This is a genomic window from Burkholderia sp. Bp8992 (assembly GCF_003853705.1).
GTDB lineage: Bacteria > Pseudomonadota > Gammaproteobacteria > Burkholderiales > Burkholderiaceae > Burkholderia.
In genome coordinates this window covers 260181-286687 of the sequence record NZ_QTQI01000005.1, presented here as the reverse complement: position 1 = coordinate 286687, position 26507 = coordinate 260181, and the positions used below count along the sequence as shown (strand labels likewise).

The window sequence follows — 26507 nt, the reverse complement described above, 5'->3', positions numbered from 1 at the left end:
GTGACCTCAAGATGTTTTTAGAGAGCAAAGCTGACCACCCAGGCGATCAACACCGAGACCGGTCCCATGATCTGGCGACTGATCAGTACGGCCGGCACGCCGACGCGAATCGTCTCCGGTTTCGCTTCGCCGAGTGCCATCCCGACCGGCACGAAATCACAACCAACCTGGGTGTCATACGCGAACAGCGCCGGCAGCGCCATATGCGGCGGAATCGTGCCATTGCCGATGGCCGGCCCGATGATTGCCGCGCCGATGACTTGCGCGATCACCGCTCCCGGTCCGAGTACGGGCGACAAGAACGGAAGACCGCAGATCGCCGACAGGATCACGAGGCCGACGATATTGCCCGCCAGCGGCGAAAGCAGATGAGCGAGCCCGGTTCCCACCCCGGTCGAATTGATTACGCCGATCAACATCGTCACGAACGCCATGAACGGCAGCACGTTGCGAATGACGGTATCGATCGACTTGCGCCCGCTCGTGAACAGCACATTCACGACACCACCCATGCCTCGGCCGACCGACGTGATCATCCCGACGAAGCCGCCGTGGCCTGCCCCGGTTCGCGGTTCGGCCGGTAAGGGCGTTGCGGCGGGCGGTGCGTCGCCGCTCGCGAAAGCGGCGCGATGCACGTCGACGTTCGACGCGTCGTCGTCAACGGACTGCAAGCTGTTCAATTCGACGCCCGACACATAGATGTCTTCGGTAATGAATTGCGCAAGTGGGCCCGACTGCCCGACCGGACTCAGATTGATGGTCGGGATGCGCTTTCGCGGATATACGCCGCACCGCGCGGTTCCCCCGCAATCGATCACGACAGCCGCGATTTCCGATTCGAGCGGCGGATTGCGGAAGCCGTCCACGACCGTTGCTCCGGTCAAATCCGCCAGCCGCTGCGCCACCTTCGGAATATCTCCTCCGGTCACGGCCACGATCTTGTTGCGCTCCACCGTCGGTGCGATGACGAGTGGACCTCCCCAGCCGTTGGGTCCTTTTCGAACCTGAACAGCCTTGTATGTACGCGCATCCATTTCGTTCTCCTCCAGGTGATTTCTCGTGTTTTATCGTGTCGAGTTCAAAGCGTGATGCCTTCGCGCTTGGCGATCATGCGGGTGATCGCTTCGGTCAGCACCCCTTTCAGGAGATTGACGAAAAGGCCGACGCCCAGGTAGAAGAGCGCGAGTTTCGGCAACGAAAACGGTGCGGCATGGGTTTCAGCGAGCTTCGTGATACCTGCTGCCACGCCAAGCCAGACGAACAGCTCGCCGGGGTTGCAGTGCGGAAACAAGCCAGTGATCGGATGACACAAGGACACCGCGGAATCGTAGAACGCGGGTTTGTGACGCTCTTCAAGGAAGACACCGAACGTGTAAGCCATCGGATTGGTCAGAAAGAACATCGCGAGTAACGGCAGCAGCGAATATCGCGTCACGATGTTCTTCGAAAGGAAACGAGCCAATCCCTGAATCCGCTCCTCTCCCACCAGCGCGATGATCGTGTAGACCGCGGTGAGCAGCACGATCAGTGTCGGCAAAATACCTGTAACAAAACCGACGAACGTCTTTCCGCCTGCGTTGAATACACCGATGAACGCCTCGGCGGCATGAGTAAGAAAATCCAGTGGATTCATGGTTGTCTCCTGATGAAGTTGTGATGTGCAACAGATGCGTGAATCAAAACAGCGCTGCGACCTGCGAGCTTTACAGCGCTCGTCTACTCAATCACAGCACCGATAGGACCGCTGACGTTCGCGGTTCTGCAAGCCATGTCGAGCGCACTGTGTAGCGCGTGCCTGAGACGCGGCGCAAGCGCCGAGGACGCCACATGTTGCTGAAACTCGCCGATTGACCCGCCGTTGAATCCGGAAAGCGCTTCAAAGCGAGCAAACACAGTCAGTCCGGACATGGCCAATACTTGCCTGACAATGCGATCGTCACTGATGACGACGATCGCAACCGCGCCACGCCCGATCCGCGGCTTGAACGTTCCCACGCCGAGGAACCCGTCGCCCCACGTGCGCGCCGTCTTTCTGAGCGTGTCCCTGTAGTAGCGCATATGGGCCCACCCGGCGATGAGCTGCAGCGCCCACGTAACCGCCAATGCCAGTAAGCCAAACCGTACGAGTTCCATTGCGTGTCTCCTGCCTCGCGCGAGCTGCTTTAACAAATGGTACGAATCTGGCGGGCTATTTCGCGCCGCCATTTGAACAAATGTTTATTTGAATAATACAATTGTTCATTTGTGGGTAAATACGGGAAAACGCGACACAAAGCTCGTGGAAACGATTCTTCTAACAAAAACCCGAATTGACTTCGATCGGGAACACGAGACCCGAGATGTAGTGTGACGCCTCCGAAGCCAGGAAGAGAGCGGCACGCACCGCGGCGGACATGCCATCCTCTCGCCGCGGGATCGACGGCAGCGGGGCCGGCTGCAGCGTCGCTCCCCGTGAGGCGCGGCGAAACTCATCGTATGAAGGTACCGTTGGACAGACGGCATTGACGCGGATCCCGTCACCTTTCAATCGTTGCCCCAGTGCTTGGGATAGCTGACAGAGCGCCGCGGCACAGGCGCTCTGCCACGGCACGCACCAAGAATCGGCTTCGGCGGTCGGCGCGATATTCACGATCACGCCTCGCTTGACTCGCCGATACTGCGATGCCGCGGCATGGGCTATGTAAAGCGCAGCCTTGACACACTCGGCGTACGCCTGATCGATTTCTCGTTCGGGAATCTCGAGATCGCCTCCCCCGTCCAGCCGCGCGCAGCCGTTATGGACGACGATATCGAGCCTACCAAATTCGAGAACGGTACGTTCGACCAGTTCGACCGCACGCCGCGCCGTGAAGATTTCCGGCGGCGTACCGTCGACATTCGCTTGACCGTCTCCCGTTTCGCCCACCAGTTCGAGAGCGCGTGCCCGCTGCGTAAGCACCGTTGCGCCAGCGGTACGCAAGGCACGGACCACCTCGTCGCCGATCGGGGACGACAGCCCCGTTACCAGCGCGACCTTGCCGTCAAGCTTCAGGTTCATGAATGGCTCCGCCTACCGTGACAGTTGCTCGCCGACGATACCGACCACATCAGCCAGCGCTTCGACGTGCGGCAAATGACCGATGTCCGCGAACCGGTGCTGCGCAATCCGGCCAGGCAGGCCGTTCGTGTGCGTAATCGGAATGATTTTGTCCGACGCCCCCCAGACGATGCGAACAGGCATCGTCAGCGACGCGATGGCCTCTCGCAGGTCGATCTTCTGCCGCCCGCCCGGGAAGAACGTCTCTGCGATTGACGCAAGCGTCACACGTTTTGCCTCACTCGACAATTGCTGCTCTGCCGTCGCGATGAACGCGTCGTCGATCACACCGGGACGCGCGACCAATTCCCGCAGCCATCGCGTAAGACTGGTTCGATCAGCGGCTTGCGTCAGCCCGCGCAAGAACGCACCGTTGCATTCGGTTCCCAGCCCAGCCGGTGCGGCCAGCGTCAACGACGACACACGCACACGGCGCGAAGCGCTCAACGCAATCGCTACAGCCCCGCCGAACGAATGCCCGACGAGATGGCAGTGCGCGACATCTTCTGCCGCCAGCGTAGCGCCAATCGCGTCGACGATGTTCTCCAGCGATGCGGCAGCATCGGCCGGCGATCTTCCATGTCCGGGCAGATCGATCGACAGTACACCAAGATTCTTCGCAAGGCCGGCGTCGCGCAACGCATTGAAGAATGGGCGCCAGCTATTCGCCTCGGCCCCGAATCCATGCAGAAACACCAGCGTCGCCGGGCCGCCGCGTTGCAGCCAGACCCGATTGAGCGAGCCTTGCTGGCTCGCGCCGGCCACCACTTCACGTGAACCACCGCGCCCAGCGGCGACGGTGCGCACATCATTTTCGATAATCCGCCCATGTGGACCGGATCCCTGCAGGCTGCCCAAGTCGATTTCGCTTTCGCGAGCAGCCCGGCGAGCGGCGGGCGTCGCGCGAATCCGGCTGTCGCTGATATCGCCCGGCAATGCCGCATCTGCGACATCCGCGCGACGATGGATCGGGGATTCAGCCGCAGCGTCAGGCTCGGCAACGCCTGATGCGGTTGTGCCGACGTCGTGCTCGATGACGGTCTCACCACTGGCATAGATCCATGCAATCACGGTTCCGACGGGGACAGTATCGCCGACGCTGGCGGTAATCTGCCGGATCGTGCCGCTCGCCGGGGCCTCCACTTCCATCGTGGCCTTGCTGGTCTCGATGTCGAAGATCGGCTCGCCCTGCCTGATCGTGTCGCCGTCCTTGACATACCAAGCGGTAATCGTACCCTCGGTCATGTCCATGTCGACGCGAGGAAGAATCACTTCGGTCGCCATCTCAGCCCCTCCGACCGACGATATGCCGAACCGCCTCGACGATGTCGGGCACCTGCGGCACGGCAGCCTTCTCGAGCTGCGGGTTGTAAGGCAACGGACAATCCGCGCCGCCCAGCCGGACGATCGGTGCGTCCAGATAATCGAAGGCGTCGCTTTCGCAAACGATCGACGCGATCTCGGCGCCTATGCCCAGTTGCTGAACACCTTCGTACACACATACCAGACGCGAAGTCTTGCGTACGCTGTCGATGATCGCCTGACGGTCGATCGGCCGGATGCTGCGCAGATCGATCACTTCCACGTCGATGCCTTCCTGCTGCAGCGCGTCTGCCGCCTCCAGCGAACGCACGGTCATGATCGAAGTCGCGACGATCGTGACATCCCGCCCCTCGCGGCGAACGACGGCCCTGCCGATCGGCTCCACATAGTAGCCCTCCGGCACGATGCCCTTGCTCTTGTACAGGAGCTTGTGTTCGAAGATCATCACCGGATCGGGATCCTCGAGCGCAGCAAGCAGTAATCCCTTCGCGTCATGGGGCGTACTGGGTTGCACCACTTTCAATCCGGGAACGTGCGCGAACCAGGCCTCGAGGCTCTGGCTGTGCTGGGCTGCGGCACCTGTCCCGGAACCGGCCGGAAAGCGCATCACAACCGGCACCGAGACTTCTCCGCCCAGCATGTAACGCATCTTCGCGGCCTGGTTCACGATTTGTTCCATCGCAAGCGTTGCGAAGTCCGAAAACTGGAATTCGTAGATCGGCCGGCAGCCGGTCATGGCCGCACCGACCGCAATGCCGGCGCCTGCCAGCTCCGCGATGGGCGTGTCCATGACACGTTCCGCACCAAAGCGCTGAAACAGGTCACCGGTCACCTGGAACGCACCGCCGTAGACTCCGATATCCTCGCCCATCAGGAACACGCGCTCGTCTCGCTCCATTGCGATGCCCATTGCCTCATGAATCGCCTGAGCGTAAGTCAGTTCGCGCTGGTCACTCATGGTCATTCCCCCCGTTCTCCGTATATACATAGCGCGTCAACTCGGCGATGTCCGGTGCCGGGCTGTTCTGCGCGTAGTCCAGACCCGCCTTGATTTCTTCCTCGACTTCCGCGTGGATTGCTTGCACCGCTGCGGCGTCGATCAGCCCAAGCTCCACCAACTGCCGCTCGAATTTCGCAATGGGATCCCTTGCGCCCCAGGACTCGATCTCTTCGCGGGTGCGATAGCGGTTCCGGTCGCTCTTGGAGTGGCCGCGAATGCGGTATGTCTCGCACTCGATGAGTGTCGGCCCTTCGCCTTTTCGGGCGCGCTCGATCGCGCCTTCAGCCGCAGTCAGCACGTCGCCGAAGCTATTGCCATCGACAGTTATGCCGGGCATGTCATACGCAACCGCGCGCTGCGAGATCCGACTGACGGCCGTCGAACGTTCGACCGACATCGACATGCCGTACCGGTTATTTTCACAGACGAAAATCACCGGCAGCTTCCAGATCGCGGCGAAATTCAGCGATTCATGGAACGCACCTTCATTGTTCGCGCCATCGCCGAAAAAACACACGACAACCGAGTCCTTGCGCTGCTTCTTGATCGACAGCGCCGCGCCGACCGCGATAGGCAAGCCTCCTCCCACGATACCGTTGGCGCCGAGATTTCCGCGGCTCACATCCGCAATGTGCATCGAACCACCCCGCCCCCGGCAATACCCCGTCTCCTTGCCGAAGAATTCGGCGAACATGCGTTTCGGATCCGCACCTTTGCCGATGCAGTGGCCGTGCCCGCGATGCGTCGACGTGATGTAGTCCTCATCGGTCAGGAGCATCGTCATCGCAATCGCAGAAGCTTCCTGCCCGATAGACAGGTGCATCGTCCCGTGAATCAGGCCACGCATATACGCCTGCTCCGCGCTCTCCTCGAATCGACGCACAAGTTGCATCTTCTTCAGCGCGTCACGCAGCGCTTGCACCGAGACATGCCGATAGACTTCGGGCATTCCTTCGATCTTCTCTGCAACGAATCCCATCATCTTCTCCTCAAGCGGCAGCACGCGCACCGCGGACCATTTCGTCCTGGCGCTGGCGCAGTTTGACGATCGGTGCGTTCGCGTCGACCGCGGCGTTCTGGTACGTCAGCAATTCGCCCTTTCGGATTGCTTGGGTGACAACGCCGCCTTCCAGCAAGCCGCATGGAACCGCGCGCTGCGCAAGCGCGTCGTCCGCCGCGATGGCCCACGCGCGGTACGTGAATTCGCCGATCGCGTCGAGGCGGTCACCGACTTTCAGGTCTCGCTTCGCCACCGCGCAAACCTCGACCACCGGAACGGGGAGCGGCCGCATGTCGGCTTTGCCGTACAGGACAGCGCGCGCGCAACTGAGCGGGACCTCGAGACTCGTCAGGTGATACGGGCGATAAAACGTGTAATACGGCCCCTTGCCGAGCTTGAGGTCAGCCATGCGCTCGCGCAGGCGAGGATGTGCAAGTTCGGCAACGACGAACACCCCGGGCGCGACGCCCTTTCCAATGGTGTAATCGACTACGCCCTTTTGGGTGAGGATCCCGCCGTCCGCCACCGGACAAAGCACCTCATGCAGTTGGTCGAGCGTGGCCGCGGGACCGTGCATGCCGGCGACATCCGGAATCAGCCCGGTCGCATTTCCGATCGCCGCCATTTCGACCGCGGTCTTCGAACCGTCGACAAACTCCACCAGCATGCGCGGATTCATGTTGCGCGCCATGGCTTCCGCCATATAGTCGTCCGGTGTCGCGTCGATATTCAGCGGGTTGTTCTTGCCCTTGCCCGCGGCGACGATCGGATAACCGAGCGCGCTGACGAAATCGATCAACTCAATCGTCGAGCTCGGCTCGTCGCCGGCACCGAGCGTGTACACCACACCCAGCCGCTCCGCTTCACGACGCAGGTATGCACCGATGGTCACATCGGCTTCGACGTTCATCATCACGAGATGCTTGCCGTGCTCCATGGCCAGCAGCCCGATCTGCGCGCCCACCGCCGGTTTGCCGGTCGCATCGATAACCACGTCGATTTGATCGTTGGTACAGATCGCATTCGAGTCTTGCGTGATGGCGATCGATCCGGCCTCGATCGCCTGCGAAATCCCCGAGCCGGTCTCGACGACGCGATAGCCTTCGTCCGCCTGATTGGCGACTCGAACCGCTTCGCATGCGGCGTCGACACGGAGGTCCGCGATCGCGCCGATCTCAAGACCTTCCATTTGCCGGACCTGGGTCACGATGTCCGTGCCCATTTCGCCGGAGCCGATCAAGCCGATTCGGATAGGTCTGCCCGATTGGGCACGGGCTTTGAGGTCGGCCGCCAGGCCGCTGGGAATGATGTTGAGCATCGACGATGTCTCCTGGGTAGTGACGCGCGCTTGCGCAGGCATGTGCCCTTAACCCGCGTCTGCAACCTGGATCGCCGCGACGTTCAGTGCACATTTGTTTTTTACAATAGCACTTTGTTCACTAAAGGTACAAGCAACCGAGCGATAAAAGGAGTGCATCTAGGGTTATTCCTAGCGCATGGAAATTTGGGGATGGAGATGATGAGCCGCACCGAAGGGCTCGCGGACGCGAGCGACAATTCAGCGGCGGGCACTGATACAGAAATTGATGCGGCGCAGCAAAACTGCCGTCGCTGCGAATGGGGAGGTGCGAGAGCGCGCTTCTCTCGGCAGTGGGGACGAGCGCGGAGTACGGAAAGGTGACGGGGCCCTTTCCGCGCGAAGAGTCAGTCCGCTAGTTTCAGCAAGTCCGCTGCGGCGTATTGATCGGTGATCAATACGGACGGTCGCAATAACCTCAGAGCGCCCCCGAGCGCCGGCACCTTGCTCACGCCGCCCGCTGCAAGCACGCGCACCGGTACTTGCTTGACGATGTCGAGCGGCACGGACATCACACGCTCGTTGATGGGATGGTCAACCAGTTGTCCGTTGGCGCCGAAAAAGTTGAAAAGCAGATCGCCCACGGCACCCGCCTTGATCACGGATTCGCGATCAGCATCGCTGATGAACCGCGAGCGGTGCGCCGTTGCCTCCGGGCCAGTGCCCGCAGCGCCGAGGACGACCGCATCCAGGGATCTCGCCAGATCGAAAATATCCCGAAGGCCGCAGCGCTCGATGAGCGTGCGCCGGGTCTCCGGGCTGTCGACCACCAAAGGCGCGGTCATCAGGTAGCAGTCCGCCTGATACAACGTCGCGAAACGCCAAGCGAACTCCGCCGGGTTGAAATGCCGGGCTTTCATGATGCCGCCCAACAGTGAAACCACCGAGACGTTTTCGACGGGACGCTCCCCCATGTACGACAGCGAACTGACAAGGGTACGCCCCCAACCGACGCCGATTTTCATGTTCGACCGCACCATCGACGACACATATTCGCCAGTGGCGGCGCTTACCGGCGCGGTGGCATCCGCGTCTCGCGCTGACAACGGTACGACGATCGCTTCCGCGATCCCGAATCGCTCCTCGAGTTGCCGTTCGAGATCCACGCATTCGATCAGGCGATCACCAATCGAAATTTTTACCTCGTTTCGCTCGCGCGCAGCGGCCAGCAGGCGCACGACCGTCACCCGACCGATGCCGAGTTTCTGTGCGATCTCGTGTTGCGTCATCTCCTCCACGAAGTACATCCACGCCGCGCGCAGTCGCAGTCTGCGCGCTGGACTTTGTTCGTCGATGGCCTCTTCTCGGTGCTGGGTTCGGGCTCTCGGCACGCTTCCTCCCCTAAATTAACGTGATCAATGACACTGAACAAATGTGCTATCTTAACTTCAAATGTTTCAGTCTCGAGGCAGCCATGGAACCCAAGTCATTGACGCCATCGCACATCGTCCAGGATCTCAGTCAGGTTCGCCTTGCATTGATGGATTGTGCGCGGCAACTTCGATACGCGGCGCGAAACGCCCCCGGCTCTGGGTCCGATTCTCAACGAACCGCTGCCCACCGCGCGAACTTGCCGCCGTTGCCGCAATTTCTTGGCTCCGTCGGCCATATCGCGGACACATTGCTCGAAACGGCCGAAACGTATGCAGGTCACGCCATTCCCCCACTGCAGGATCACTGGAAAGCGCCGGTCAGCTTCGACGGCGGCCTGGAACGCGTCATTCGCGAATCCGCGGATACAAAGCTGATCCGCCACTGCTCGGCACTTTATTACGCAGCCGCGAAGCGATTCATCCTGCACGCGGGCGCGACGGACGTCCTTATATTTGAACACCGCATCAATGACGCATTCAGCAGCCTGCGCGGCGCGGGCAACGTGTTGAAAAGCATATCGGAAATCCAGATTGAGGCGTCCCCGGATGAATTTTCAGACGATATCTGCCGCGCGTATTCCCGGCTCACGTTATCGCTCATCGACCGCCATCCGATTCGAAGCGCACGATTCGATGAATTGCCGGATGTCGTCGCGCCGTGGTGGCTGGTATCCGAGCCGAACGTATATGTTTTTCTATTACTCGGTATCACTGGGTGCGCAAGAATTGTCCAGCCTGCAGCGCTTCCGTCCGATCCCGACGCGCTGCTTCGCTTCGCGGCCGATCTCGTAGGCGCGTCCGAGTCGCGAATTCGAGCGGCATTGCGATCGAAAAGTCCGGACGACGCGATGCAGCGCGAGTTTTCCAGAATTGTCAGCTACCTGTGAAGTGAATGCACCGGAGAAGCATCTTGGTAGACGAACACGAACCGATCGCAAGGTCCATACATCGCGTATGGCCGGCTCTCGCCAAACTGTCATCTTGCAGACTGCTTCTTCAGCGGTATTGCGACGACTACTCAAAAAATTCCGGCGTGTTGCTCGAACTCGATGATCGACAGTTCACACAAGCGTTCGTCGCGTGGACTCAAATCCTTGAAGACAGCGAGTTTTACCTACGCAAGAACGCGGCTGACTATTTTCAGTTCTGCATCGGCGCACTGCTCGCCGAACTATTGAAATTCAAAGCCGTCCGAGACACATCGGTGACCGTCATTCCACATAAAAAATCGAGCAGCGAAATTGCAAACTGGTGGCCCACCGGATTCGCACTGACTCATTTTTGCGTTGAGCTCGTCAAAAAAATATCACGGCAGGAGTGTGGAAAAGTCGTTGAACCGTCCGAAAAAATCGGACAGGTCAAAATCTGGCAATCGTATCGCGAGAATTTGCTCGAAGAGCCAATGCTGGCCATTGCATATTTCGACGACTTCATGGGCATAACGCCAAACTGGCGCACCCCGTACTATGCTGGTCACCGCACCGCAGGGATCGATTGATTCGTATGCGAATCGTGCAGTGCGAGCATGCCAGCGGCGCACTGCACGGCTACGTTCGGTAGTGCCGATAACGAACGATTGCGGCACTCCACCGCAAAAGCCGAGCTCGGCACTCGTCGATCGCCGTATTCCATTGGCGCCGGTCGGGGGCTGTCGAAATCCGGGAATATCACTCGGCTCAGCCACCGATCGACATATCGATCCGGCGTATCGTTGCCAAACTCGCTGCCGCGAGTTCGCAGTATCGGTTCGTCGCTGCGACCTTCTCACGCAGTTCCGCGTCGGTCAGTACGCGGACGATACGGGCCGGCACGCCTATGACCAGGGTTTGTGCCGGCACCTGCATCCCAGACTTGACGAAAGCGCACGCCGCCACGATGGCGGAATCCCCGACTATCGCGTCGTCCATCACGATGGCGTTCATCCCGATCAGCGCATTGCGCTCCAGACGTGCGCCGTGTACCACGGCGCCGTGGCCGACATGAGACCGTTCGCCAAGCAAACATGTCATCCCGTGTCCGACATGCAACGTACAGTTGTCCTGTACGTTGCTGTCCTCGCCGACACGAATAGCGCCAAAGTCCCCACGTAGCGAGGCTCCGGGCCCGATATAACAACCGGCGCCGACGATCACGTCACCGATGATGCTCGCACTCGGGTGTACGTAAGCGGACGCATGAACGCGCGGGGCCACGCCTCGATATTCGTATAACGCCATGATCCGCTCGACTCCGTATCGATATGTTGTCTGGTCAGTTGGCGCAGATATCGGTGCCGCGCGTCTCGCGCACGCACAAGACCCCAACGATTAGCGAAGCGGCCGCAATGACGATCGGATACCAGAGGCCGGAATAGATGTTCCCGTTTGCCGCGACGATCGCGAATGCGGAGGCCGGCAGGAATCCACCGAACCATCCGTTGCCGATGTGATATGGCAACGACATCGACGTGTAGCGGATCCGTGTCGGAAAATACTCGACGAGCATGGCCGCGATCGGCCCGTAGACCATCGTGCCGTAGATCATCAGGATCGCCAGCAGAAGGATCGCCATCGGCCAATTGATCTTGCCCGGATCGGCCTTCGCCGGATAGCCGTTATCGTGCAGCGCACGCTGCAGCGCCCGATCGAAATCACGCGCTTGCATGGCTGCGTCGGCGGCTTTTCCATCGTATGACGCAATGACGCTGCCGCCGACGACGATCGCGGCCCGCTCTCCCGGCGGCGCCGGTTCGTTACGGTAGCTCAGCCCGGCTTTCGATAGCGCACTCTTGGCGATATCGCATGAACTGGTAAAGGTCGCCGTACCAACCGGATTAAACTGGAACGAACACTCGAGAGGAGATGCCTTCACCACGATTGGCGCATTCCGTTGTGCCGTCTCCAGCGCGGGATTGATGAAGTGCGTCAGCCCCTTGAACAGGGGAAAGTACGTGGCGGCCGCCAGCGCGAAACCAATCAGGATGATCGGCTTGCGTCCGATCCGGTCGGACAATGAACCGAACACGACATAGAACGGAGCAGAGATCATGAGTGCGATGGCAAGGATCACATTCGACGTCGAACCCTCGAGCTTGAGCGTCTGCGTCAGAAAGAACAGCGTGTAGAACTGCCCCGTATACCAGACGACTGCCTGCCCCGCCGTCAGCCCGAACAACACGACCAACACCAGCTTGAGGTTCTTCCATTGCCCGAATGCCTCGGCTACGGGTGCCTTCGAGCGACTGCCCTCGGCCTTCATGCGCTCGAATGCCGGCGACTCGTGCAACTGAAGGCGGATCCACACCGATATCCCGAGCAGGACGACGGACATCAGGAATGGCACTCGCCATCCCCACGATGCGAACGGACCTTCGCCTGTCGTGGTTCGCACACCCAGAATGACCACCAGCGACAGGAACAGCCCGAGCGTCGCGGTCATCTGGATCCAGGCGGTCCATGCACCGCGCCGGTCATTCGGCGCATGCTCCGCGACATAGGTCGCCGCGCCGCCATATTCGCCGCCAAGCGCGAGCCCTTGAATCATCCGCATCGCGACAAACAGGATCGGCGAAGCGATCCCGATAGTGGCAAAGCCCGGCAGCAACCCGATGAGAAACGTCGAGCCGCCCATCAAGACGATCGTCACGAGGAACGTGTACTTGCGGCCGACAAGGTCGCCCAGACGTCCAAATACGATCGCCCCGAGAGGCCGCACCGCGAACCCCGCAGCAAAGCTCAGCAGCGTAAAGATGAATCCCGCGGTCGGGTTGACGCCCGAGAAAATGTGCTTGCCAATGAACGTCGCCAGCGAGCCCGCGAGAAAGAAGTCGTACCACTCGAACACCGTACCTAACGAAGATGCGAAAACCACTCGTTTTTCGTCACGGGACATCCGCGACGCAGGCACTGCCACATTGACCGTTGACATGTCTAGCTCCTCCAAACCAATGGATTCATCGTTGTTGTTTAACTTTCATTACTGGATCTAATTGCGCGAGATACCTCCATCGACGAGTTCACGATGAACCGGCACCGAAGCATCGACGCGCCCGGGTGCCGCCCCGAGCGTCAGGCGATACCGCCCACGCACAAATACTTGAGCTCGAGGTAGTCCTCGATGCCGTACTTCGATCCCTCGCGTCCGAGCCCGCTCTCCTTGACACCGCCGAACGGTGCGACCTCGGTCGAAATCAGTCCTTCGTTGATACCTACGATGCCGTATTCGAGCGCCTCGGCCACTTTCAGCACGCGACCGATATCCCGGCTATAGAAATAGGAAGCGAGACCGAATTCGGTGTCGTTCGCGAGCGCGATTGCCTCGTCATCGGTACTGAACCGGAAAATGGGCGCGACGGGACCGAATGTCTCCTCGCGAAAGATCCGCATCGACGGAGTCACATCGGCAAGAATCGTCGGCTCGTAGTAGTTGCCGCCCTTCTGATGCCGCGTTCCGCCGACTACGACACGCGCGCCCTTCGATATCGCGTCGTCGACGTGCTCCACAACCTTCGCGACGGCATGCTCATCGATCAAAGGACCGATCGCGACACCTTCTTCGAATCCGTCGCCGACGCGCATTGATTGCACGGCCACCGACAGTTTTTCGACGAACGTGTCATACACGCCATCCTGAACCAGCAGCCGGTTCGCACATACGCAGGTCTGTCCGGCATTGCGGTACTTCGACGCGATCGCACCTTTCACCGCCGCGTCGAGATCGGCATCGTCGAATACGATAAACGGCGCGTTGCCGCCCAGTTCCATCGATGCCTTCTTGACGGTCGACGCGCATTGCGCCAACAGAACCTTGCCGATTTCCGTCGATCCGGTGAACGAGACCTTGCGGACGATCGGGCTGGTCGTCAACGTCTCGCCGATCTCCGCCGCCGCGCCAGTCACGCACGAGATCACCCCCTTTGGTACGCCGGCACGCTCCGCCAGCACGCAGAGCGCAAGCGCCGAAAAAGGCGTCTGGCTCGCCGGTTTCAATACCATCGTGCAACCAGCGGCGAGCGCCGGCCCGATCTTGCGCGTCAGCATCGCCGCAGGAAAATTCCACGGTGTGATCGCGGCGCACACGCCGATGGGTTGCTTCAGCACGACGATGCGCTTGTCGCGCGCATGCCCGGGAATCGTATCGCCGTAAACCCGCTTCGCCTCCTCGCCGAACCATTCCAGAAACGACGCGGCATAGCCGATTTCCCCGCGGCTTTCCGCAACCGGCTTGCCCTGTTCAGCCGTCATGATCGCCGCCAGATCATCCTGATTCTCGATCATCAATTCATACCAGCGACGCAAAACGACCGCACGTTCCTTCCCGGTACGCGAGCGCCATTCGGCCAGCGCGGCATTGGCGCCGTCGATCGCGCGCAATGTTTCGTCTCGCCCCATGCGCGGCACCGTCCCGAGCGACTGCCCCGTCGACGGATTGCGCACGTCGATCGTTCCCCCTTGGTCGGCGTGAATCCATTCCCCTGCGATCAGGCACGCATGCCTTACTAGATCAGGATTCCGAAGCGTTATCTGACCGCTCAGTGATATTGTCGCCATCAATACTTCTCCAGTCAAAAGATAGGCGTAACGCGTCAGGCGTCACCGTGCTCGGCCGGTTGTACGGCTTCGCGTAATTTGAACCGCATGACCTTCCCCGATCCGGTCCGGGGAATTTCCGTCGTCACATGAATCGCGGACGGCACCTTGTACGCCGACAGATGCAGGCTGCAATACGCGAGCAGCGCGGCAACGTCCAAAGCACCCTCGGTTCGCTCGACGACGAACGCCACCGGCACCTCGCCGAGATGCGCATGCGGCATGCCGACGACCGCGCAGTCGTGAACGCCGTCGTACTCGCAGACCACCTCTTCGATCTCGGCGGGCGAGATGTTCTGGCCGCCCCGAATGATCACCTCCTTGAGGCGCCCGGTGATGGTGATATAGCCGTTCGCGTCAAAGCGTGCCAGGTCGCCCGTGCGATACCAACCGTTGTTCAATGCTGCGTCGGTTTCCGCGGGTTTGTTCAGGTATCCCTTCATCACGTTGGGCCCACGGACGAGCAACTCGCCTTCTTCGCCGATACCGACATCGCGCAACCCAACAGGCTCGACGATGCGCGCTGCCACACCCGGCAGCGGCAGGCCGCACGAGCCGAACACGCGAGCACCGGTCGGCCAGTTCATCGTGACCATCGTCGAGGTTTCGGTAATGCCGTAGCCGTCGAGCAGCTTCAGGCCGAACATGTTTTCGAATTCTCGATTCGTCGTGCCCGGCAGTATCGCGCCGGCCGACACGCATAACCGCAGCCCGGGCAGCGAGCCGCCCCCGCTCGCCCGCGCGGATTCAAGCAGGTAGTGGAACATCGTCGGCACGCCCGGCATGACGGTATAGCGCCCGTCAGACAGCAGCCGCGGGATTTCGCTCGACGAATACTTCTCCATCAGGTACGCGGTCGCGCCGACTGCGAGCACACTGAGCACCGAGAAGTTCAGCGCATACGAGTGATACAGCGGAAGCGCGCTCAATATGCGATCGCTGCCCGTCAGGCCGGCAATCGGCGCCCAGCATGCGGCGGCGACCCACAGCATGCCGCGCGTCGACAGCAGCACGCCTTTGGGCTTGCCGGTCGTTCCCGACGTGTAGATCACGAATGCCGGATCGTCGATCGTGTCCGGATCCAACGGCTCACTCGGGGTGCCGCGCGCCGTCGCGACTGCAAATGGCGTACCGACGACCGGCTGCGACGACCACGACACGGTCACATATTCCTTGACCGTGCCGACCGAAGCGCCAACCGCGCGCAATTCCCGCTCGCGCGCATCGCTCGTCACGAGTGACGTGCAGCGTGCATCGTCCAGCCGATACTCGATCTCCGGCGAGGTCGCCTCGTGGCTGATCGGCACGGCGATCGCACCGGCACGAACGCAGGCGAGGCAGCTCACGACCCATTCGACCGAATTCGGCAGTACAACGGCGACGCGATCGCCGGCCTGCACGCCCGCCCGCCGGAAGTGCGTCGCAAGGCGTGCGGTCATCGCGTCCAGTTCCGCATACGTGACGGACGTGCGCGCGTCCTCGAATGCGGCCTTGTCCGGATTGCGCTCTTTATGGCGTTTGAGCAATTCGTGGACAGGCACAATAAGCTCGGTGTGAATCATGTTTGTCTCCTCGAGCGTCACCTTCGGATTCGGTTGGCGGCGCTGATGTGTCGGATGGCGGAAAGAAGACCGGCGATTGCGCCGTCAGACCATGCTGAAGCCGCCGCTGATGCTGATCACCTGACCGGTAATCCAGCTCCCCTTTTCCGATGCAAGCAGAACTGCCATGGGCGCGACGTCGTGCGGCTGACCGAGACGTCGAAGCGGATAGAGCTTGACCAGCCGTTCCAGATTCGCCTCGAGAAATTCCGGATCGTGTGCGGTCTCGATCAACCCGAGCGCCAGCGCATTGGCTGTCGTGCCGGAGCGCGTTTCTCGTGCGATCGACTTCATCAGCGCGATATTGGCCGCGCGCGCGGCCGCGCCGATCGCCAGGCCGGATTCGCCGACCCGCGACGAATCGCCCGTGATCGTGATGATTCGGCCGCTGCCTTTCTGGCGCTCCAGATGAGGCAACGCCGCATGCGTGCAGTTCAGCGTGCCGTACAGGCAGACGTCGATCTGCTTGCGCCATTCGTCCGGGTGGGAATCGAGGAAGCGCTTGCGGATGACGAGCCCGGCGTTGTTGACAAGGATGTTCAGACCGCCGAAGACCTCGACGGTCTCGTCGATCATCCGAACCACGGCCCGACGGTCGGAGATGTCGCAGCCGATCGCCCTCCCTCGCCCGCCTTGCGCGCGGATCTCGTCCACGACCGCTTCCGCCGCGGCCTTCGATCCGTGATAGTTGACGACGACGCTCGCACCCTCGGCAGCCAGGCCCAGTGCAATTTCACGGCCCACGTCCCGGGCGCCGCCGGTGACGAGCGCGACCTTTCCGTCAAGTCTGAATTCCATCTTGTTGCTCCTTGATTGATTCAATGGGGGATAAATGAATGAGGCGATACAGGCGCTCGGGCGTCACCGGCAATTCCGATATGTCGACGTCCAGCGGCGACAGCGCATCGGCGATCGCATTCGCAATGGCCGCGGGCGAGCCGATCGTCCCGCCCTCGCCCATGCCGCGAAAGCCGCCCAGCGTATTGGGTGCCAGTTTCTCGAGGTGCACGAGATCCAACGTCGGGACTTCCGGTGCCGACGGCAGCAGGTAATCGACCAGGCTCGCGGTCAGCAATTGCCCCTCGGCGTCGTACACGACTTCCTCGAGCAGTGCAGCGCCGATGCCCTGCGCCACGGCGCCACGCGTCTGCCCCGCGACGATTAATGGATTGATCACTCGTCCGCAGTCCTCCGCGATCACGTATTGCTGAACGTGAACGCCATACGTCTCGGGATCGATTTCCACCTGAACGAGATGCGTAGACGAACTGGTCGTGCCTACCACCGGGTCGTAAACCCGACTGACGCAAAGATCCTCCCGGAACTCCGGCGGCACGCGTCCCATCTGCGAATAGAGCGCCTTTGCCAGATCGGCGAATGACAGACACGCGTCGCGCCAGCGCACGCGAATGACGCTCTCGACCACGTCGAGATCGCCCGGCGACACGTCGAGCAGATGACCGGCGACGCGCAGCATCCGTGCGCGCAGTTCGCGCGCTGCCAGCATTCCAGCCCCACTGCTGATGACGGCCGTGCGGCTGGCATAACTGCCGGTACCGTGCGGCACGGCGGCACTATTGCCGGTGATCACGCGCAGATCTTCGATGCGCGCGCCGAGTTCGTCTGCCAGCACCTGAGCGAGCGTCGTCTCGTGTCCCTGACCATGCGATGCGCAGCCGAACGATGCCGTGACCGCTCCGGTCGAATCGAGCTGGATCACGCACGTATCGGTGCCGGTGTTGATCGGCATGCCTGGCGACGCGGAAATGCGCGAGCCGATGCCGGACAGTTCCGCATAGCAGGCGACGCCGATACCGACCCAGCGCCCTTCGGCACGCGCGTGCGCCTGGGCCTGCCTCGCGGCGGTGTAGTCGAACCGTTCCTTCGCTGCCTCGATTCCTTCAATGAACGCCGATTGATCCCACACGATGCCGACCGGCGTGCGATACGGAAACTCCTCCGGACGCACGAGGTTGCGCAACCGCAACTCCGTCGGATCCATGTCGAGCCGCTTTGCCGCCAGATCCATCAGGCGCTCCATCGCGAATGTCGACGTCGGGCGTCCGACGCCGCGATAGGGCCCGGTCGGCGCCTTGGGTGTCGTCACCCCACGCACGTGTCCGTGATAGGCGGGGACCCGGTACGGCCCGGGCAGAAAACTGATGACCTGAACCGGCTCGATGCCGGCAGTCCACGGATAGATCGAATACGCGCCCACATCGCCGATCACTTCGGCACGCAGGCCCAGAATCCGGCCGTCGCTATCCAGTGCGAGTTCGGCATCGACCCGTTCGTCGAAGGCCTGGCTCGTCGACAGCATGTCCTCGAGCCGATCGCCGCTCCAGCGCACCGCACGCCCGATCTTGCGCGCGAGCACGCATACCAGCACTTCCTCCTGATAGACCGAGGTCTTGCCGCCGAATCCGCCGCCGACATCGGGCGCGATCACCGTCAGCCGGTTGCCCGGCATATCGAGCAGATCCGCCATCGCGTCGCGCACGATGCCCGGTATCTGGCTCGACGTGTAGAGCGTCAGGGCGTCCCGGCCCGGATCCACTTCCGCGATATAGGTGCGCGGCTCCATCGCGGTCGGCATCTTCCGGTGAAACCGGAACCGACCGCCAACGGTGACGGGCGCGTTCGCGAACGCTTCGTCGATCTCGCCGCGCACGAACCGACGTTCGACCAGCACGTTGCTCGTCAATCCTTCGTGCAGCAGTGGCGCGCTGGGCTGTGCCGCCGCCTCGGCATCGGTCTCGACCGGCAGCGGTTCGTATTCGATCTCGATCGCATCCCGCGCATCCTCAGCCAGATAGCGGCTATCAGCGAGTACCGCGATCACCGGTTCGCCGACGAAGTGCACGACACCGTCGGCCAGCGCATGAATCGGCGTGGGTTGATAATCCGCCATGCGCGATACCGCGACAGCCGGCTTGACGAGGCCGGCCAGATCGGCCCACGCATAGATGCCGAATACACCTTCCATGCCCCGTGCAGCGTCGGCACGCACGGCGCGGATGCGCGCATGCGCCTGGTCGCTGCGCACGATCGCGAGATGAAGTGCATTTCCGGCCGGCCGATCGTCGACGTAACGACCGAGCCCGGTGAGCAGTCTCGCGTCCTCGAATCGGCGCACTGGCTGCCCGACAAAGCCGCCGCGCGGCCGTTCGTCGGTGCCGACATCGGCGTCCGGCGGGGTGCCAGGATCACGATGCGGCTTACTCATACGCGTGCTCTCCCTTGCGAAGCGTGTCCCACTGTTTCGGGTCGTGGCCGAAGATCACGCTCGCGCCATCCCGTTCGAGCCGCCGGACTTCGTTGAGCGATGACAACGCGGCGTCCGAGTCCCACGTGTTGCGCGGCATCACTTCGCGCGTCAGATTCTCGCGCAGCGCAACGGCGTCGGCAGCCAGCAGGAAGGCGCCGTCACGCTCCAGCGTCGCGAGCATGCCGATGCTCCCCGGCGTATGCCCCGGCAACGGGACCAGCAGCATCTTTCCATCGCCGAAGACGTCGCGGTCCCCGTCGACGAGTTCGGTCGGCATCGGATGCTGCCAGTCGGCGGGAATGTAGCCGCGTTGCAGTGCCTCTTCCCCCTGGGCGGCCGCCAGCTCCTTCGCGTGACAGAAGAACGTCGCCCGCTTGAAGAATGCATTGCAGCCGCAATGATCGGAGTGCAGATGGGAGTTGACGACCACATCGATGTCGTCAGGCGCGAGCCCTAGCGTTTCCAGCTGAGAGACGACGTTGTCTTGCGGCCCACCGATCGGCGTCATGGCCTTCGCCATCGTGCCCCAGCGCGCTGCGGCATCGTCGACGACCTGGGGGTGGCATCCGGTATCGAACAATACGTTGCCCTGACCATGTCGAAACAGCATGCACGCCACCGGCAGGTCGATCGTTTCGCTTCGCTCGGCTTCCGGGAGATAGACACTCTTGCGCATCCGGAGCCGGCCGCCGTTCAGAACATGCATTTTCATCGTTGATTTTCCTCGGTTGGCTCGGATCCGGCGGCTTGCCGCAATGCATCGCGCGCCGTTACGCACACACGGACGGCCTCGACGATGCCCTGGTAGCCTGTACAGCGACAGAGATTCCCGGACAGCGCGTCGCGAATCTCTTCATCGCTGTCGAGCGGGTATTTCTGCAACGCATCGGCGCAGGTCGCCAGCATGCCGGGTGTACAGAACCCGCACTGAAGGCCGTGATGTTCGCGGAACGCCTCCTGCAGCGGGCTCAGCGAATCGGGCGAGCCCATGCTCTCCACGGTACGCACGTCGCAACCGTCGGCCGAGATCGCCAGCATCAGGCAGGACCGCACGCTATCGCCGTCGACGATCACCGTGCATGCCCCACATACGCCATGCTCGCAGCCGACGTGTGTGCCGGTCAGCGACAGGTCGTGTCGCAAGAAATCGGACAGAAGCAGGCGCGGTTCGACGCTGCGCTCGACGACCGTGCCATTGACGATCATCCAGACGGGCTTGCGGGCAATGTCATGTTCGTTCATTGCGGGACTCCTGAAGCACGGCGCCATGCGCTGCGTATCGCACGCCGCGCGAGCACGCCCGCGAGATGGCGGCGGTATGCCGGCGAAGCGTGTAGATCCATGGCGGGCGACAGTCCGTCGCACGCGGCTTCCGCCGCCTCCTCCACGAGCACGTCGGACAATGGCTTGCCGCGCAGGATCGCTTCCGAGTCGGTGCGCCGCAACGGCGTGTCGCCTACTCCCATCATCGCGACGCGCGCATCGTGAATCACGCCGTCGCGGACATCCAGCAGCACGCCCACGGCGGCCAGCGCAAAGTCACCTGCGCGACGCGAGAATTCCTCGAAACACCAGCCGGTCCCGGGCTTCACGCCCGGAAAATCGACGCGAACGACCATCTCGTCATCGTCGAGCATCGTCGTGAGTGGCGCGACGAAGAAATCGGCCGCCGCGATCCTGCGCTCGCCGCGGGGCGACCGCGCGACGATCGTCGCATCCAGCAATCGCGCCAGCATCGGCAACTCTGCAGCCGGATCGGCATGCGACAGGCTCCCGCCGATCGTGCCGCGATTGCGGATCGCGAGGTGGGCGACATGGCGCATCGTGTCCGGAATGACCGGAAAATGCCGGGCGACCTGACGCGACGTCTCGAGCACACGATGACGTGTCAGGGCACCCACCTCGAGTCCGCCGTCCTCACGCTCGCGCACGTAGTCGAGTTCGACCAGTTTGCGGATGTCGACGATCATCGCGGGACGCACTACACGAAAATTCAGCATCGGCATCAGGCTTTGGCCACCGGCCATCAATTTCGCATCGCCGCGGCAGGCCGCCAGCGCGGCGATCGCCTCGTCGACGGAGTCCGGGCAACAATAGTCAAACGGTGCCGGTTTCATCGGTTCCTCCGTCAACGTCCCTGGAATTTCGCTGAGCGCTTTTCGGCGAACGCGGCCCGGCCTTCTCGATAGTCGTCGCTACTCGCTGCCGCCGCGATCATCGCTTCGGCTCGATCGAGATCCAGCGCGCCGGTGCCCATCGCCATCCCGTTCAGCTGGTATTTCGCGCCCGCCACGCTCAGCGGCGCGTTGGCCGCCATTGTTCTCGCGAACGCGCGCGCATCGGCCATCGGATCGCTCGTCCTTGCACGCGGCTTGCCGACGGTCACCCGCTGCCACCACGAGAGCGGCGCGACCTGCGCGTCGTCTCCGGCGATCCGGTCCACGAATCCGATGTCGCGTGCCGCACGCGCATCGAATCGCTCTGCGCCGTAGAGAATCTTCTTCGCTTGCGACACCCCCACCAGCGACAACAGCTTGCGCGTCCCACGCACGCCGTAGATGATGGACAGGCGCGCCGCCGGAATGCCGAACGTGGCGTCGGGTGCCGCGAAGCGGAAGTCGCACGACATCGCCAGATGCGCGCCGCCGCCCAGGCAGTAGCCGCGCAATACGGCGATGGTCGGCTTCGAGATGTTCGCGATCGCATCGCAGCACGCATCCACCGCAATCTCGTACGCGTTCGCCTGGCCGGCGTCGGCGCGCACTTTCTCGAACTCGGAGATGTCGGCCCCGGCGCAGAAGTCGTCGCCCGCGCCGGTCAGCAACACGGCCCGCACCGCGGGATTTCGTTCGAGAGCGGTCATGACCGACGGCATCGCGAGCCACATCCCGTATGTCATCGCGTTGCGACTGCGCGGCCGGTTCAAGGTGACGACCGCGATCTGATCGGAGATCCACACCTTGATCTTCTCGGTCATCAACGCATCCGTCACCTCCGCCTGAAGATCGGCCAACGGGGCCGCAGGTGCGCCGTCCGCCGCGGACGAGCGAGCCTGCGGCGCAGCGGCGCCGACGGGTTCGGCACGTTGCCGCGGCGCCAGGGGTCCGGCGGCGACGGCCAGTTCCGCGTGAGCCGGCGCAACGACCGGACGCTCGATCGACACGGCCGCCAACAGTGCATCGACGCCCATCGTCGATGACGACGTCTCCTGTTCACCATTGGCCACTTTCGTGCCGACCTGCCTCGCGAACAGATCGAAGAAATCGTCCGCCGACTTGCGCGCCGCCGCATCGATCATTCGCGAACCCAACTGCGCCAGCTTGCCCCCGACGTTTGCCTTGACGCCGTATCGAAGCAGCGTGACGTCCTGTTCGAGCGCTTCGAGCGCCACGTCAATGTCGGCACGCGCGAAGCCCGCCGCACCGCCGGACCCTTCACCCGTCAGCGTGTAACTGACGGGGGCGGCGATATTGGACAACGTCACCTTGCCGGCGAACCGCGCCTTGATCGGCCCAACCTTCGACACCACCGTCGCGGTAAATTCGTTGTCCGCGCTCTTCTCGAGCACTTCGCACCCCGGAATACTGGCCTGCAGCACCGCCGGATCGTTGAGCGCGTTCCACACGGTCTCGCGGGATGCCTGCAACCGTGCCTCTCCTGCCATTTCCATTTGTTCTCTCCTCCAGGACACCTGTCGCGACCGGCGCGTCAGGCCATCAATGACTGCAAGACTTGCCGGACATCGCGCGGAATCGGTACCGGGCCGTTCGTTGCCCGATCGACATAAACGTGTACGAACTCGCCGATCGCGGAAGCCGTGTCGGCATCGTTGCGAAACAGTGCGATCTCGTAGCGCACGCTGCTGTTGCCGAGATGCACGACCTTCATGCCGACATGGACGATGTCGGGAAAACCGATCGACGAGAAGTACGTGCAACGCGTGTCGACCACGAGCCCGATGACGGTGCTGGTTGCAATATCGAGCACGCCACGTTCGATCAAATGCCGATTGACCGCCGTATCGAAGTACGCGTAATAGACGACGTTGTTCACGTGCCCATAGGAATCGTTGTCGGACCAGCGCGTCTGGATGGCGCTGAAGTGCGAATATTGAGCTCGGCGTGACGGCATTTTTTTCTCGCTCACAAAACCTCCTCGTAGAGCGCAGCCGCATCCTGAAGGGAAATCTCGCGCGGGTTGTTCGCGAGCAGACGGGTTTGACGCATCGCGTCTTCGGCCAGTGTCGCGATATCGCCACGGCCAATACCAACATCCGACAGTCTGGTGGGCAAGCCGAGCGCCTTCGGCAACGCAGTCAAATGCTCGACCAGTGCGCTCGCGCGCGCACCGGCGCTTCCCGCGACGTCGGGCATAAGAACGGCGGCAAGCTCCGCATACGGATCGGCCGCCGCATCGAGATTGAAACGCATGACCGCCGGCAGAACGAGCGAGTTCGACAGCCCGTGCGGAACATGAAACCGTGCGCCTACCGGATAGGCCAGCGCATGCACACCCGCGACGGGCGCATTGGCGAATGCGAGGCCCGCCAGCATTGCGCCGAGCAGCATCGCCTGGCGTGCGTCGCGATTGGTGCCGTTGCCACAAGCCTCGCCGATGTTGGCGCCGAGCAAGCGAAGCGCTTCCTTCGCGAGGCAATCGGAGACCGGATTCTTTAGGCGCTTGCTGGTGTACGCCTCGATCGCATGAACCATTGCGTCGATGCCCGTCGCCGCCGTGACCGCGGGCGGCAGGCTCAACGTCAGATCCGCATCGAGCACCGCGATGTCCGGCAGCAGTACCGGCGAGACAACGCCTTTCTTTTCTCCGTCTCCGGTCGTCACGATCGAAATCGGCGTGACCTCGGATCCCGTTCCCGCGGTCGTGGGGAGCAACACCAGCGGCAACCGCGGCCCCTTCGCGACGCCAACGCCGTAGACGTCGTCGAGCTTTTCGGTCCGGTGCGCGAGAAGCGCCACCAGTTTCGCGACGTCGAGCGAACTGCCGCCGCCTATGCCAACCACGCATTCGGCCCGGGCGGAAGCCGCCGCATCGGCCGCACCGTTCACCACGTGAGCCGGCGGATCGGCCTGCACGTCCGCATACACCGTCACGGCCATGCCGGCTGCCTCGAGGCTTTCAAGAGCCGGCTTCAGCAGACCGTTATCGACGATGCCGCGGTCGGTGACGAGAAAGACCGAGCGACAACCCAGCCGCCCGACGATTTCCCCAAGGCGCGCCGAGGCACCAGCCTCGACGATCGTCGACCTGTTCGACTGAAACTCAAATGCGTTCAATTTTGCTCCTCCACCCGATCACGGAATCACGGAATCGACGACGATGTCGTGACGCTCAATTAACTTGCATAAATGGACTATAGTGAGCGAAATCCTGATTTGCAAGTCCCTTGTTCGACAACTTGTCACGTCTGAAGGAACGCAGCCAATTAGCCGCTATTTTCCGGTCCTATGAAGCGTTCCGTGCGCGCGCGGCCGCCGTTCCCGCATCCGGACGAGGCCGCTCCGATATGGTTTCGTCAACGTATATGTTACTTGCATGGCGATACCTTCCAGGCCACGCACGCGGCATGCCGATCCGGTTGGCGTCTGCGCGAGGTCGAAGCCGGACGCGAAAGCAAGCAGCGCTACGTGGCAAATCCGCGTGCGCGACCGGATGCGTCCGGTGACACGTGCGGTCGATCGGGCGCATCAAAACATGAGGAAGGGTAAAAGAGGAGATGGCGAGGCAAATCGCCGCGCGCGGTCCGCGCGATTTGAACGAGCCGTTCAGCCAGCTGCCAGGCCGACCGCGCGAGAAGACGGCCGCCATGCTGTTGAATCGACCTGCGCTGTACGCGCACCGCGCCGCCACGCGGTATCGAGAAGCGCGAATCAGGCGACGTCGAGCTCCACCGGCAACGCGTACCGAAGTACGTATGACATGTCATGCGGATCGAGTTCCGCGCCGCATTTGTCGCATGCAACGATCGCGTGAAAATCGTGATCGCATTCCCGGTGCCGAAGTTTCAACGGTGCTTTGCCACCAGAAAGCCACTTGTCGCCCCAAGCCATCATGACCAACAGCGGCCCATACAAGTCGCGGCCCATTTCGGTCAGCCGGTACTCGTAACGCTTCGGCTTCTCCTGATACAGCCGCTTCTCCGCGATACCCTGCTCCACGAGTCGCTGCAGCCGATCGGACAGAATGTTGGTGGCGATACCCAGCCGCGACTGAAACTCGTCGAACCGTCGAACGCCGTAAAAGAATTCCCGGATCACGAGGAAACTCCAACGGTCACCGATGATCTGCAACGTTCGCGCGACCGAGCATGGCCGAATGCGCTCGAGGACGCTCACGTCCGAATTCCGGCGCGAGCGCTTGCGTTCGGCGATCCGCTCCTCGCCGCCCGCCCCCGGCCCGTCGCGATAGTGGACGGACCTCGGGTCGATGCCGGCGTGGCAGTGCGAGCACACGACGCGCGGCGCGCAATCGCATTTGCAGGTCTTGTGAATCAGTTTCAACGGCGGCTGTGCAGCGCCCGCAAGCCAACGGTCGCCGAACGCGAGCAGCGCGACCATCGTTGCGTACAAGTCGCGGCCCTGCTCCGTGAAACGGTACTCGTAGCGAGCGCCGCCAGTCGACGGAAGCTGTTTCTTCAGTATGCCCAGAGTCGTGAATTTCTTGAGCCGCTCCACCAGCGTGGTACGCGGCACCTGCAGGATGCTCTGGAACTGCTCGAATCGCCGGACGCCGAAAAAGCACTCCCGCAGCACGAGGAATCCCCACGCATCCGACAGTATCTCGACCGTTCTCGCAACCGAAGAATAGCGCTCGATCGATGCAAAACGTGCATCCGACGCACTGTGGCTCGACGATTCGAGCATGGTGGGTTTAACCATAAGTCCATCGAAAAAAAATCATCTGGCATTCACGCAACGCAACACA

Annotated in this window: 24 protein-coding genes; 2 read left to right on the top strand and 22 right to left on the bottom strand. The window is 62.0% G+C overall.

The genetic code is table 11. The features are described 5' to 3' along the window. Window positions 1–17 precede the first annotated feature (17 nt). From DIE03_RS10455 to DIE03_RS10415, 9 genes are all read right to left on the bottom strand, one after another. Window positions 18–1034 carry a PTS glucitol/sorbitol transporter subunit IIB gene (locus DIE03_RS10455; RefSeq protein ID WP_124449984.1) on the bottom strand — a complete coding sequence of 339 codons (1017 nt, stop codon included), beginning with the start codon at window positions 1032–1034 and terminating at the stop codon, window positions 18–20. Window positions 1035–1078: 44 nt separating this feature from the next. Continuing rightward, window positions 1079–1633: a PTS glucitol/sorbitol transporter subunit IIC gene (locus DIE03_RS10450; RefSeq protein ID WP_221623677.1), complete on the bottom strand. Its 555-nt coding sequence runs from the start codon at window positions 1631–1633 to the stop codon at window positions 1079–1081. A gap of 83 nt (window positions 1634–1716) precedes the next feature. Beyond that, entirely contained in the window at window positions 1717–2133 is a 417-nt protein-coding gene (locus tag DIE03_RS10445) for a transcriptional regulator GutM (protein WP_185658137.1), read from the bottom strand. 160 nt (window positions 2134–2293) lie between these two features. Next, window positions 2294–3037, bottom strand: a complete 744-nt coding sequence (locus DIE03_RS10440) for an SDR family NAD(P)-dependent oxidoreductase (protein ID WP_124449979.1) — start codon at window positions 3035–3037, stop codon at window positions 2294–2296. 12 nt (window positions 3038–3049) lie between these two features. Beyond that, window positions 3050–4360 carry an acetoin dehydrogenase dihydrolipoyllysine-residue acetyltransferase subunit gene (locus DIE03_RS10435; RefSeq protein ID WP_124449977.1) on the bottom strand — a complete coding sequence of 437 codons (1311 nt, stop codon included), beginning with the start codon at window positions 4358–4360 and terminating at the stop codon, window positions 3050–3052. Window position 4361: 1 nt separating this feature from the next. Next, entirely contained in the window at window positions 4362–5363 is a 1002-nt protein-coding gene (locus tag DIE03_RS10430; protein ID WP_311767300.1) for an alpha-ketoacid dehydrogenase subunit beta, read from the bottom strand. Further along, window positions 5350–6408 (bottom strand): thiamine pyrophosphate-dependent dehydrogenase E1 component subunit alpha, encoded by a 1059-nt coding sequence (locus DIE03_RS10425; protein ID WP_260434846.1) that lies wholly within the window; start codon window positions 6406–6408, stop codon window positions 5350–5352. Before DIE03_RS10425 ends, DIE03_RS10430 begins: the two co-directional genes overlap by 14 nt. After that, a complete protein-coding gene (locus tag DIE03_RS10420; RefSeq protein ID WP_124449975.1) occupies window positions 6389–7717 on the bottom strand; it encodes an NAD(P)H-dependent oxidoreductase in 1329 nt (442 codons plus the stop codon). Before DIE03_RS10420 ends, DIE03_RS10425 begins: the two co-directional genes overlap by 20 nt. A 386-nt stretch (window positions 7718–8103) precedes the next feature. Next, window positions 8104–8985, bottom strand: a complete 882-nt coding sequence (locus DIE03_RS10415) for a sugar-binding transcriptional regulator (RefSeq protein ID WP_260434862.1) — start codon at window positions 8983–8985, stop codon at window positions 8104–8106. Between the two features lie 185 nt (window positions 8986–9170). Here DIE03_RS10415 and DIE03_RS10410 point away from each other — a divergent pair, with 185 nt between their 5' ends. After that, the gene (locus tag DIE03_RS10410) at window positions 9171–10016 is read left to right on the top strand and encodes a hypothetical protein (protein WP_124449971.1); all 846 of its coding nucleotides are present in this window, start codon (window positions 9171–9173) and stop codon (window positions 10014–10016) included. A gap of 23 nt (window positions 10017–10039) precedes the next feature. Next, window positions 10040–10627: a hypothetical protein gene (locus DIE03_RS10405; RefSeq protein ID WP_124449969.1), complete on the top strand. Its 588-nt coding sequence runs from the start codon at window positions 10040–10042 to the stop codon at window positions 10625–10627. Window positions 10628–10805: 178 nt separating this feature from the next. Here DIE03_RS10405 and DIE03_RS10400 read toward each other — a convergent pair whose 3' ends face one another. The 13 genes from DIE03_RS10400 to DIE03_RS10335 all read right to left on the bottom strand — a co-directional run bounded on the left by DIE03_RS10400 (window position 10806) and on the right by DIE03_RS10335 (window position 26461). Beyond that, a complete protein-coding gene (locus DIE03_RS10400) occupies window positions 10806–11345 on the bottom strand; it encodes a gamma carbonic anhydrase family protein (protein WP_124449967.1) in 540 nt (179 codons plus the stop codon). A gap of 34 nt (window positions 11346–11379) precedes the next feature. Further along, window positions 11380–13035: an MFS transporter gene (locus DIE03_RS10395; RefSeq protein WP_124449965.1), complete on the bottom strand. Its 1656-nt coding sequence runs from the start codon at window positions 13033–13035 to the stop codon at window positions 11380–11382. A 140-nt stretch (window positions 13036–13175) separates the two neighbouring features. Then, window positions 13176–14657: an NADP-dependent succinate-semialdehyde dehydrogenase gene (gene gabD / locus DIE03_RS10390; protein ID WP_124449963.1), complete on the bottom strand. Its 1482-nt coding sequence runs from the start codon at window positions 14655–14657 to the stop codon at window positions 13176–13178. A 35-nt stretch (window positions 14658–14692) separates the two neighbouring features. Further along, complete coding sequence (locus DIE03_RS10385) at window positions 14693–16258, bottom strand: class I adenylate-forming enzyme family protein (RefSeq protein WP_109342685.1); 1566 nt, start codon at window positions 16256–16258, stop codon at window positions 14693–14695. An 84-nt stretch (window positions 16259–16342) separates the two neighbouring features. Continuing rightward, entirely contained in the window at window positions 16343–17119 is a 777-nt protein-coding gene (locus DIE03_RS10380; RefSeq protein WP_260434845.1) for an SDR family NAD(P)-dependent oxidoreductase, read from the bottom strand. After that, on the bottom strand, window positions 17079–19523 hold the full coding sequence (locus DIE03_RS10375) for a xanthine dehydrogenase family protein molybdopterin-binding subunit (protein WP_124449961.1): 2445 nt from the start codon (window positions 19521–19523) through the stop codon (window positions 17079–17081). The genes DIE03_RS10380 and DIE03_RS10375 overlap by 41 nt, the downstream gene beginning before the upstream one ends. After that, complete coding sequence (locus tag DIE03_RS10370) at window positions 19516–20277, bottom strand: N-acyl homoserine lactonase family protein (protein ID WP_109342688.1); 762 nt, start codon at window positions 20275–20277, stop codon at window positions 19516–19518. Before DIE03_RS10370 ends, DIE03_RS10375 begins: the two co-directional genes overlap by 8 nt. Continuing rightward, window positions 20274–20807 carry a (2Fe-2S)-binding protein gene (locus DIE03_RS10365; RefSeq protein WP_109342689.1) on the bottom strand — a complete coding sequence of 178 codons (534 nt, stop codon included), beginning with the start codon at window positions 20805–20807 and terminating at the stop codon, window positions 20274–20276. Before DIE03_RS10365 ends, DIE03_RS10370 begins: the two co-directional genes overlap by 4 nt. Continuing rightward, window positions 20804–21682, bottom strand: a complete 879-nt coding sequence (locus DIE03_RS10360; protein ID WP_109342690.1) for a xanthine dehydrogenase family protein subunit M — start codon at window positions 21680–21682, stop codon at window positions 20804–20806. Before DIE03_RS10360 ends, DIE03_RS10365 begins: the two co-directional genes overlap by 4 nt. Before the next feature lie 11 nt (window positions 21683–21693). Then, the gene (locus DIE03_RS38540; protein WP_260434861.1) at window positions 21694–23229 is read right to left on the bottom strand and encodes an enoyl-CoA hydratase-related protein; all 1536 of its coding nucleotides are present in this window, start codon (window positions 23227–23229) and stop codon (window positions 21694–21696) included. A gap of 44 nt (window positions 23230–23273) precedes the next feature. Next, window positions 23274–23696 (bottom strand): thioesterase family protein, encoded by a 423-nt coding sequence (locus tag DIE03_RS10345; RefSeq protein ID WP_109342692.1) that lies wholly within the window; start codon window positions 23694–23696, stop codon window positions 23274–23276. An 11-nt stretch (window positions 23697–23707) separates the two neighbouring features. Beyond that, window positions 23708–24859: an iron-containing alcohol dehydrogenase gene (locus DIE03_RS10340; RefSeq protein ID WP_124449959.1), complete on the bottom strand. Its 1152-nt coding sequence runs from the start codon at window positions 24857–24859 to the stop codon at window positions 23708–23710. Window positions 24860–25453: 594 nt separating this feature from the next. After that, a complete protein-coding gene (locus DIE03_RS10335; RefSeq protein WP_124449957.1) occupies window positions 25454–26461 on the bottom strand; it encodes a helix-turn-helix domain-containing protein in 1008 nt (335 codons plus the stop codon). Window positions 26462–26507 lie beyond the last annotated feature (46 nt).